This is a genomic window from uncultured Ralstonia sp. (genome assembly GCA_913056305.1).
Lineage (GTDB): Bacteria > Pseudomonadota > Gammaproteobacteria > Burkholderiales > Burkholderiaceae > Ralstonia.
The window spans coordinates 21,347-30,722 of the sequence record CAJXMR010000042.1 but is presented as its reverse complement, the minus strand read 5'-3'; the positions used below and the strand labels follow the sequence as shown (position 1 = coordinate 30,722).

The following is a 9,376-nucleotide window of genomic DNA, read 5'->3' as shown; positions in this document are numbered from 1 at the left end:
AAGGCGTCCCATGTGCCTTGCGACTGGCCGGTGCCGCGCACGTCCACCACCACCGTCGCGTAGCCGTGCTGGACGATGTACGGATCGGCCGCGCCCAGCGCAGCACCGATCGAGGCTTCGTATTGCGCGTTGCCGCCGTTGTACGAGGTTTGCACGAGCACCGTCGGAAAGGAGCCCGTTGCGGCGTTGCCGGATGCGTCGGCGGGCAGCGTCACATATGCGGCGAGCTTCGTGCCGTCGGGCATCGAGATGTATTGCGTGGCTTGCCGGGCGACGCCCGCGTAGAGCACGGGCGGGTTGTAGTCGACCCACTTGGCGCCAGCGTTGCTCGTGATGGACGTGCCCGGCTGCGCGGGCGTGGCGCGCGTACCGAGCGTGGTCCAGTTGACTGCGGCCGGCTGTACCGGCGGTGTTGGCTGCGTGGTGGTGTTTGAATCTGCGCGGATGCTGTTGGCGACAGTCGAGCCATCATTGCCGCCGCAGCCCGAGAGCGAAAGCGCCGCGCACAGCAGTGCCGACATCAGCATGCGGCCGCGCCGCACACGTGGGGTGCCCATTTGCATGGGGTGTCTCCTCTTGAATGCTTTTGTTGTGTGGGGGGAATGGCCAGCGCGCCGAGGGTGGCGGCATGCGGCCGATCGCTTCCGGTTCAGAAGCGAAGCAAGCGAAGAGGCCGGCGCAGAAGAGGGGTGGGTGACACGACCGACCGCGCGCCAGCGGGCTTGGGCGCACGGATAAAGCACCAAGCATGCCCACCGCCCGTCACCACGCAGATGGCGTTGTACGGCGATATGGCACGTGTGTTGGGGCCCGGAACACCGCCCGCGTTACGTAACGTTCCGCGTAACGAGCCGCCTGACGCAGCGGTTTTCAGATGAGAATTTCGCACCCCACCGACGTAGGGATGCTCCCCGCAAAGCGCCGCCAACAGGGTGTTTCAAACAGATCAAAACAACAACGCACGCATGCAACACGCGCGAATTGAGCGGCTCATGGGTGTTGGCATGGACGTTGCATATTCAGGCTGCACGCCCGGCGCAGGGCGCCATACGAAGAGCGCAACAACAGCACAGACCGCAAGGGGGCCATCATGAATCGCAACATTCAAGACGTCGAGATTGCCGCTGCCATCGACTCGGACCTGCTCCGCCGCCGCGAGCAGTTTGCCGGTCAGCCCGCCGCGTGGCGGGTCTGGTCGGAGGCCGCGCACGTTGCCACATTGAATGAACGCGCACGCAACGCGTTTATCGAGCACGTTGCCAATAGCCGTGGTGCCGATATCGCCCTGCGCCTGCTGCTGAAAGCGCAGTCGATTCGCGATCAGGTTGCGCAGACGCTGATGACGAATGAGACACAAGCCACGCTGCATTGAGTTACGAGAGGGGATGCCGACCAGGTAAGTTGAGTCGGCGGTGGGATGCAAAAGGCCTTGTCGGGAGACCGGGCCTTTTGTTCGTGAGGGAAACTTGGCGAGACCGTGCAGTGTGCTACAATCGCGGGCTTCCGGAGAGATGGATGAGTGGTTTAAGTCGCACGCCTGGAAAGCGTGTATAGGTTAATAACCTATCGGGGGTTCGAATCCCCCTCTCTCCGCCAGGATTCCCTGCCAAAAAAAGCCCGCCGTCGCGCGGGCTTTTTTGTTGCGCTCGGCCATCGCGCTAGATACCGAGCAAGGTCGCCGCGAGGCGCGGTGCGTTACCAATCCGCGTTGGACCAATCCAACGCCACGCACGCCGAAGTGCGCAGGCCGGACCAGAAAGCGAACCGCGCCATGTTGGCGGCTTGATCGGGTGGGGCAGCGATGATGCTGCGCTGCTCGTCCGCTGAAAACAATTCCACGTCGTCCACCTCTTCAGGTGGCTCCCTCTGGCGGTACGTCCAGCGGTATAGCGGGGCATGTCGGCTCCCGTCTGTTCCATGATGTATCAAATCATGTGACTCGCACCCGCTTCATCGGCGACGCATGCATCCCTATATTCCTCTCCATCGAGTCCGCAAGACGAGGAGAGCGAAATGTCCCCCCACACAGAAATTCTTGAGCTGGTCGAGCGCTATTTCCAGGGTGTCTATCAAGGCAACGCTGCGCTGCTGACGGGTCTGTTCGATGGCGACGCAAGGGTCTATGGCGTCATTGCCGGTGAGCCCTATCTCAAGACCGCGGCCGCCTATGTGGATGGCGTTGCCGGCCGCAAGAGCCCCGCATCGCTGGGCGAGCCCTACCGCATGCGCCTGCTCGCGCTCGACGTGCTCGGCCCGATCGCCCATGCCCGCCTGCATTCGCCGATGCTCGGCTTCGACTACTACCTGTACCTGACGTTCGCGCAACGGCCGGACGGCTGGAAGATTGTCAACAAGACCTTTACTCACCATCCCATCGCGTGACAGGAGAAATCCAAATGAGCTCGAAGATCGTTATCGTCTATCACAGCGGCTACGGCCATACCAGCAAGGTCGCCGAGGCGGTCGCAACCGGCAGCGGCGGGCAGCTTGTGCCCATCGACGCCGAAGGCAATCTGCCCGAAGGTGGTTGGGACGCGCTGGAGCAGGCCCAGGCCATCGTGTTTGGAAGTCCTACCTACATGGGCAACGTCAGCTGGCAGTTCAAGAAATTCGCCGACCAGTCGTCCAAGGTGTGGGCGCAGCAGGGCTGGAAGGACAAGCTTGGTGCCGCCTTCACGAATTCCGCTTCGGTTGCGGGTGACAAGCAGACGACCCTGTACACGCTGTTCACGCTGGCGCAGCAGCACGGCATGCTGTGGGTCGGCACCGGCTTGATGCCAAGCAACTCGAAGGCTGCCCGGCGCGACGACATCAATTACCTGTCGTCGTTCGCTGGCCTGGCGACTGCATCGCCGTCCGATGCCAGCCCCGAGGAAGTGCCGCAGGGTGACCTGGCCACGGCGCGACTGTTCGGCGAGCGCGTCGCGGCGGCGGCACGTCGCGTGGCGCAATCGTAAGGTCCCGTGTTGGCCGGGCGGGTCTTGCCGCCCGGCGTAGCGCTTGTCGCTCGGGCCTCCTCCGTCAGGAAGCCGATGAAGGCGCGTATCTCGTCGGGCGGAGCACTCGGCGAGTCAAGATCACCAACGTGGCCAGGATGCGCCGACCGCTGGCGACCGATTGCCTGGCTTTCAAGAATCAAGCTGGAGTGTAAGGACATGAAAAAACTGACCATCGATTTTGTCTCCGATGTCATGTGCCCCTGGTGCACGTTAGGGCTGCGCGCCCTCGAACAGGCCGTCGATCACCTCAGCGATGAGCTGAGCGTCGACATCCATTTCCGTCCCTTCGAGCTGAACCCGGATGCGCCCAAGGAGGGGCTGCTCGTCTTCGAGAACCAGCAGCGGAAATATGGCCTCTCCAAGCAGCAGGTGCTGGCCAATTACGCCAACATCACGGAGCGTGGCAAGGCGCTTGGCTTCACCTTCAACATGGAAAAGCGCAGCCATTACTACAACACCTTTGATGCCCACCGCTTGCTCCATTGGGCGGCCAGGTCCGGCAAGCAGCTGGCGCTCAAGCACGCGCTGATTTCGGCCTACTTTACCGATGGGAAGAACGTCAGCGACCACGCGGTGCTGAGCGAACTGGCGGTTGGCGTCGGGCTGGATGCGGAGGAGGCCCGCGCCGTGCTCGGCTCGGACCGTTACGCCGCAGAGGTGCGCGAAAGCCAGGCGAAATACCGCCAGCTTGGTATCCAATCGGTGCCTTCGATGATCATCAATGGCCAGTATCTTGTCACCGGCAGTCAGCCTGTGTCCGGGTATGAGCAGATCCTGCGCGACATCGCCAAAAAGGTGTAATCACCGAGTGCCAGCAGGGGGCGATAAGACCCCTTTGTTGTTCCCGCATCGTGGAGGCGGGCCAAAAGAACGAGGCGGGCAAATCTGCTGTGCGCGGCCCACTGAGCCGGGCAAAGTGATACGCGCGGACCCGTCGGGCAGCCCGCGCACCAGCCCGAAAATCCGTCTAAACACTAGGTTTGTGGCAGCCCCCTCTGTCTGCCAGGATCCCTGCCCAAAATGCCCACCATCGCGCGGGCTTTTCTTGTTGCGCTCGGTCATTGCGCTAAAGCAGTTGACATTTCCGCCGATTGGTATAGGTGTAATAGCTGTTCCCGTCACTTGACGAAGGCGCCGGGCGGTCATGACGCACGCAGCCCCAATGCCTGCCGCCATCCAGGAGCACCGGTAGGGCGAGCATCGCCGGCCACTAGGTATCACCCGCATGGATCGTGTGCCAGACTGCTGTGAAGACACCGTGGTAGTGGCGTGACCAGCGCCACCCGGGGCCGCCCTTGAGGGCCGGCAGACATGACATTCCTGGAGTTGGCGTGGCGTCAGAGCGTTCGAATACTTCAGAATCCAAGGTGCTCCGCGGCCTGCGGGGCCTGCTTTCGCCACTGAATGTCGGAGTGGCGGTCTGCCTGATCGCCATCTGGTCGTTCACGTTCTACCAGCTCAGCCGAGAGCGTGATCGTCTGTTGCGCGATGCCGAGATGCGCACGGTGGTCGAGGCCCAGGCTTTCGGGGAGTACGCGCACGCCAGCACGCGGCGCCTCTCAGAATTCCTCCTCGACCTGCGGGCCAGTTGGCTCGCGGGCCGCACGATCTTCGAGCAGGTCATCCACGAGCGGCAGGATGTCGTGCAGGACCTGTCATTCCAGGTGGCCGTCATCGACAAGGACGGGCGCCTCGCCTACTCCTCCATCGCGCCGGTCACGGAAGTCGTCGACCTCAGCCAGCGCGAGCATTTTCGCGTCCACAAGGTGTCGGGCGGTCGGGATGTCCTGTTCATCAGCGACCCCATCCAGGGCAAGGTCTCGAAGAAGTGGTCCATCCAATTTACCCGGCCGATCCTGAAGGCGGGCGGGTTCGATGGTGTCATCGTGGTGTCCGTCAGCCCGGAGCAGTTCGCCAGCTTCGCGGGCAAACTCAAGATGAGCGAGGGCGATACCGCGACGATCGTCAAGGAATCCGGGCAGATCATCGCCCGCGTGCCCGATGGGATCAGCAGTCTCGGCAAGCCACTTCGGAATCGGCCTTTTTCACGCAGCGAGGCGCCGCTGTCGGGCAACTACCGCGTGGTTGCCCAAACCGACGGCGTCGAGCGGATCTTCGGGTACTACCGGATCCCCGAAATTGGGCTGACCTTCACCGTGGGCGAGTCGGTCGTGTCGGTGCTGTCGCCGTACCAGACGTACTGGCACACCGCGTTGGCCGAGGCCATTGCATCGACCCTGTTGATCGCGCTGCTGCATTTCACGCTGCGCCGGTCGATGGCCGAGCGCAGGCGGCACCTGGAGGAAATGCGGCTTGCCTCGCTGGTCTACGCGTCAAGCAGTGAAGCCATGATGGTGACGACGCTCGATGGCCGCGTCGTCGACGTGAATCCGGCCTTTACCGCCACCACCGGCTTTACCGCCGCCGAGATGAAGGGCAGGCACAGCGATGCCATCCGCTCCGAGCGCAATGACCTGCCCCTGATGGAGGGGATGCAGGCGGCGGTCGGGGCCGCAGGCTCCTGGAGCGGCGAATACCTGATCCGCCGCAAGGATGGCAGCGAATTCCCTGCGCTGGTGACCATCGATACGTTCCTGGAGCACTCGCTTGGCGAGCGCAGGCGCGTGGCGCTGATCCACGACATGACCGAGAAGCGGCGCGCCGAGGAGGTCATCTGGCGGCAGGCGAATTTCGATGCGCTGACCGATCTTCCCAACCGGCGCATGTTCTCGGATCGATTGCGGCAGGAGATCCAGAAGGCGCAGACCTCGGAGGGGCCGCTGGCGTTGCTGTTCATCGACCTGGACCGATTCAAGGAGGTGAACGACACCCTCGGCCACGATCAGGGCGACATCCTGCTGCAGGAGGTTGCCCGCCGCATCACGTCAACCGTGCGGTCAACCGACACCGTGGCCCGGCTCGGTGGTGATGAGTTCACGGTCATTCTGTCGAACCTCGGGGAGCCTGGCGCTGCGGAAGGCATCATCCGCGAGATGCTGGAGCGCATCGGTGCGCCGCTCAAGCTGGCGGAGGAAATGGTGGTCGTATCGGCCAGCATCGGCGTGGCAATGTACCCGCGCGATGGCGACAATGCGGAGTCCTTGCTGGTGCACGCAGACCAGGCGATGTTTGCATCCAAGGTTGCGGGGCGCAACCAATGGACCCATTTCACCCCGGCGCTGCAGCGCGCGGAGCAGGAGCGGCTGCGCATCACCAACGACCTGCGCGTTGCGCTGGAGGAGCGGCAGTTTGCCATGCACTATCAGCCGGTCGTCGATCTGCGCACCGGCAAGGTGTGCAAGGCAGAGGCCCTGATCCGGTGGCGGCATCCCGTGCGGGGGGCCATCGATCCGGGCGATTTCATCCCCGTTGCCGAGGAAACCGGCCTGATCATCGACATCGGCCAGTGGGTCTTGAGCGAGGTACTGGACCAACTCATGCGGTGGCACACCCTGTTCGGCCGTGGTTTTCAGGTGTCGGTCAACAAGTCCCCCGTTGAGTTCCGTGCCCACCAGGCCACGGAAAATTCGTGGCCCAAGGTGGTGAACAACCGCGGGGTTCCGGAGCGCAGCCTCATCGTTGAGATCACGGAGGGTTCATTGATGGCCCAGAACGCCGAGGTGATCGAGCATCTCAACGCATTCCGTCGCGCTGGAATCGAGATCGCGCTCGACGATTTCGGGACGGGCTATTCGTCGCTGTCGTACTTGAAGCGTTTCGACATCGACTACATCAAGATCGACCAGTCGTTTGTCCGGAGCCTGGCGCAGAGCCCGGAAGATGTCGCCCTGTGCGGCGCCATCATCAGCATGGCTCACGCGTTGCATATCAAGGTCATCGCCGAGGGCATCGAGACCCTCGAGCAGATCGACATCCTCACGGCAGCAGGCTGCGACTATGGGCAGGGCTTCCTGTTCTGCGGCCCGGTTCTGCCGGCGGAGTTCGAGGCGTTTGTTGCGCACGGGCAATTTGCCGGCGCGATGGGGTGAAAGCGCAGGGGCCGTGCTCACCTTTTAAATGGGATGCATGGAAAACGTCATCTGTTGCTTTGAAGAAAATCCTCTCGGTGATTGAATTAACAGCTCACTTACCAAGCGTTCTGGCGGCACATCCGCTGCCGCTAGAACGGCTTGCAGACTGGCGATGCGCTTGAAGAATCCGGCAATCGTTTTCGGCCATCACCGCTTTCCGGGTTAACCTGCAATTCAATTCCGTTTTGATTGATGGCTCTAAAAAACACAGTGCCTAAAACGGAAGCGCCTCCATAGAATCCTCGCAGCCTCGGTCATACCAAGACCACAATCGCCATCCGAGGCAGGAGGAGACCCCATGTCGATCATCCGCATTGGCCTTGCGGCGTGTCTTTGCGCGCTCATGGTTGCCTGCAGTGGTGGCACGACCGATGCTTCAACCAGTGCTTCCCAGACGACGCAAGCGGCAACCTCATCGGGGGGCGCGCAGCCTGCGACGTGCGCCGCACCGCTGGCGCCCAGCGTCACCAATACCTCGATCGTGGTACCGGTGCCGTCGGACTTCGATCCGACCTCGAATCCGACCTCCACAACGCGGGTCTATTTCACCGTGATGCTGCCCGCGCGTTGCCCAGGTGATCACTTCCCGCTGGTGTTGCAAAGCCACGGCTATGGCGGCAACCGCCTGAAAACCCTGGCCGCCAACGGCGACCTGCATCCGAACGATCCGCACTTCGCGTCGATCGATGCACTCGTCCAGGCGCTGCCATACCACGGCTACGTCGTCATCAGCTACGACGAGCGCGGACATGGCGATACCGTGCCCGCCAACGGCGGCGGCTACGCGCGCATCATCGACCCGCGCGCGGAGGTGCAGGATGCCCGCGCGATCCTCGACTGGGTCTACGACAACGCAGACAGCCTCTACGTCCAGACCGAGCCGCACAGCGGCATTCCCAAGGACGTCAAGGTCGGCACCATCGGTTACAGCTACGGCGGCGGTTTCGAGATGCCGCTGGCCGCGCTCGATGCACGCATCGATACCATCGTGCCCAACGGCACCTGGTATGACCTGCTGTACAGCCTGCTGCCGGGCGATGCGATGAAGCTGTCCTATGGCGGTCTGCTGTGCCTGCTGGCGACCACCGCCAGCACCGCCAACCCCGGCGGGCATGGCGTGTCCAACACGCCGCTGGTGGCGACGCTGTGCAACACCATCGGCGTGCAGGGGCCGGCCGCTTCCACGGTGCGCACCAAGGCCGACCTGTTTGGCCTGGCCGGCCTGCCGACGGCCTACCCGCGCCCCGTCTCGGGCACCGAGTTGACGCAATTCTTCTTCAGCCATGGCACCGGATATTTCGAAGCCCGGCAGCGCGCCGGCCTGCCGTGGAATTTCGGTGAGACCCAGGCCGTCTTGCGCAAGGTGCCTGCGCTGTTCCTGCAAGGCAACCGCGATGTCCTGTTCAACGCTACCGAGGCGTACCTGAATGCGCGCTACTTCGCGGCAACCGGTGCGGACGTGCGCGTGCTGACCACCGAGGGCGGGCACATGAACCCGCTGGCAGGGCAATCCGAGGGCACGGCCAACTGCGGCGGCATCATCGGCGTGGCGTCGATCCTGAGCTGGTTCGACAAGCAACTGAAGGACATCCACTCTGCCACGTTCGATGCGATTCCGAAGGTCTGCCTGTCCGTGGCCGACACGGTGGGCGCGCCGAACACCACGCCGGTTGGGCTGATGTTGGACAGCATGCCGGTCGGTTCGCTGTCTGGAGCGGGGGCCGTTCCCACCGTTGCGCCTACCCTGAGCGCGTCGGTGCCGCTCGGTACGACCGGGCCAGTGTTCGCGCCCGTCACGACCATCAGCGGCAGTGGGCAGGTGCTGGCCGGCGTGCCGCGCATTGCCGACCTGTCCGTGGCGCGTGGCACCGGTGCCGTGCAGGCGGCGGTGGCCTATGTGGGGGTCGGTATCCAGCGGGCGGGCAGGCTGATCCTGGTGGACGATCAGGTGACGCCGTTCGCGGAAGGCGACCACCGCGACGATGCCGGGTTGAACGCCGGCGCCGTCCTGCTGCCGGCCGTCGGCCAGCAACTGCAGGATGGCGATCAGGTGGGGCTGCTGTTCTATCCGCAGCACGTCCAGTATGCGGCGATCGTCAGCGCGAGTGCGTTGCCGAATGCGACCAACGCCGTGAACTTCGCCCTTGGCACCCAGATCCCGCCGGTCATCTCAGCGCTCAACCTGTCGACGGTGGCGGTGCCGAACGTCTACACCGTGTCTGCGGCCGGCGTGGAGCTGCCGATCTTGATGCCCGGCACCTATGCGGGAAGCCAGTTGACGCACTAGGGAAGAGGGAAGACGCCGGCAACGCCACGGTCTGCATCGTGGTGTTTGCCGTTGCGGGC

At 63.4% G+C, this 9,376-nt stretch carries 7 protein-coding genes and 1 tRNA gene; 7 read left to right on the top strand and 1 reads right to left on the bottom strand.

Annotated features, from left to right (window positions below; all coding sequences use genetic code 11):
- The coding region (locus tag QZ609_RS09740; protein ID WP_295493791.1) for a CocE/NonD family hydrolase at positions 1–563 on the bottom strand (563 nt) is incomplete at its 3' end.
- 527 nt (positions 564–1,090) lie between these two features.
- Between QZ609_RS09740 and QZ609_RS09735 the strand changes: the two genes are divergently transcribed.
- The 7 genes from QZ609_RS09735 (at position 1,091) to QZ609_RS09705 (ending at position 9,317) form a co-directional block, all read left to right on the top strand.
- Positions 1,091–1,372 (top strand): hypothetical protein, encoded by a 282-nt coding sequence (locus tag QZ609_RS09735; protein ID WP_004634341.1) that lies wholly within the window; start codon positions 1,091–1,093, stop codon positions 1,370–1,372.
- A gap of 133 nt (positions 1,373–1,505) precedes the next feature.
- Positions 1,506–1,596 (top strand) — tRNA-Ser (locus tag QZ609_RS09730).
- A gap of 417 nt (positions 1,597–2,013) precedes the next feature.
- A complete protein-coding gene (locus QZ609_RS09725; protein WP_295493789.1) occupies positions 2,014–2,382 on the top strand; it encodes a nuclear transport factor 2 family protein in 369 nt (122 codons plus the stop codon).
- 14 nt (positions 2,383–2,396) lie between these two features.
- Positions 2,397–2,957, top strand: a complete 561-nt coding sequence (locus QZ609_RS09720) for a flavodoxin family protein (RefSeq protein ID WP_295493787.1) — start codon at positions 2,397–2,399, stop codon at positions 2,955–2,957.
- A gap of 198 nt (positions 2,958–3,155) precedes the next feature.
- Positions 3,156–3,800, top strand: coding sequence for a DsbA family oxidoreductase (locus tag QZ609_RS09715; RefSeq protein WP_295493785.1), 645 nt, complete (start codon positions 3,156–3,158; stop codon positions 3,798–3,800).
- A 566-nt stretch (positions 3,801–4,366) separates the two neighbouring features.
- A complete protein-coding gene (locus tag QZ609_RS09710) occupies positions 4,367–6,988 on the top strand; it encodes an EAL domain-containing protein (protein WP_295493784.1) in 2,622 nt (873 codons plus the stop codon).
- Between the two features lie 340 nt (positions 6,989–7,328).
- Entirely contained in the window at positions 7,329–9,317 is a 1,989-nt protein-coding gene (locus tag QZ609_RS09705; RefSeq protein ID WP_295493782.1) for a CocE/NonD family hydrolase, read from the top strand.
- Positions 9,318–9,376: the final 59 nt, after the last annotated feature.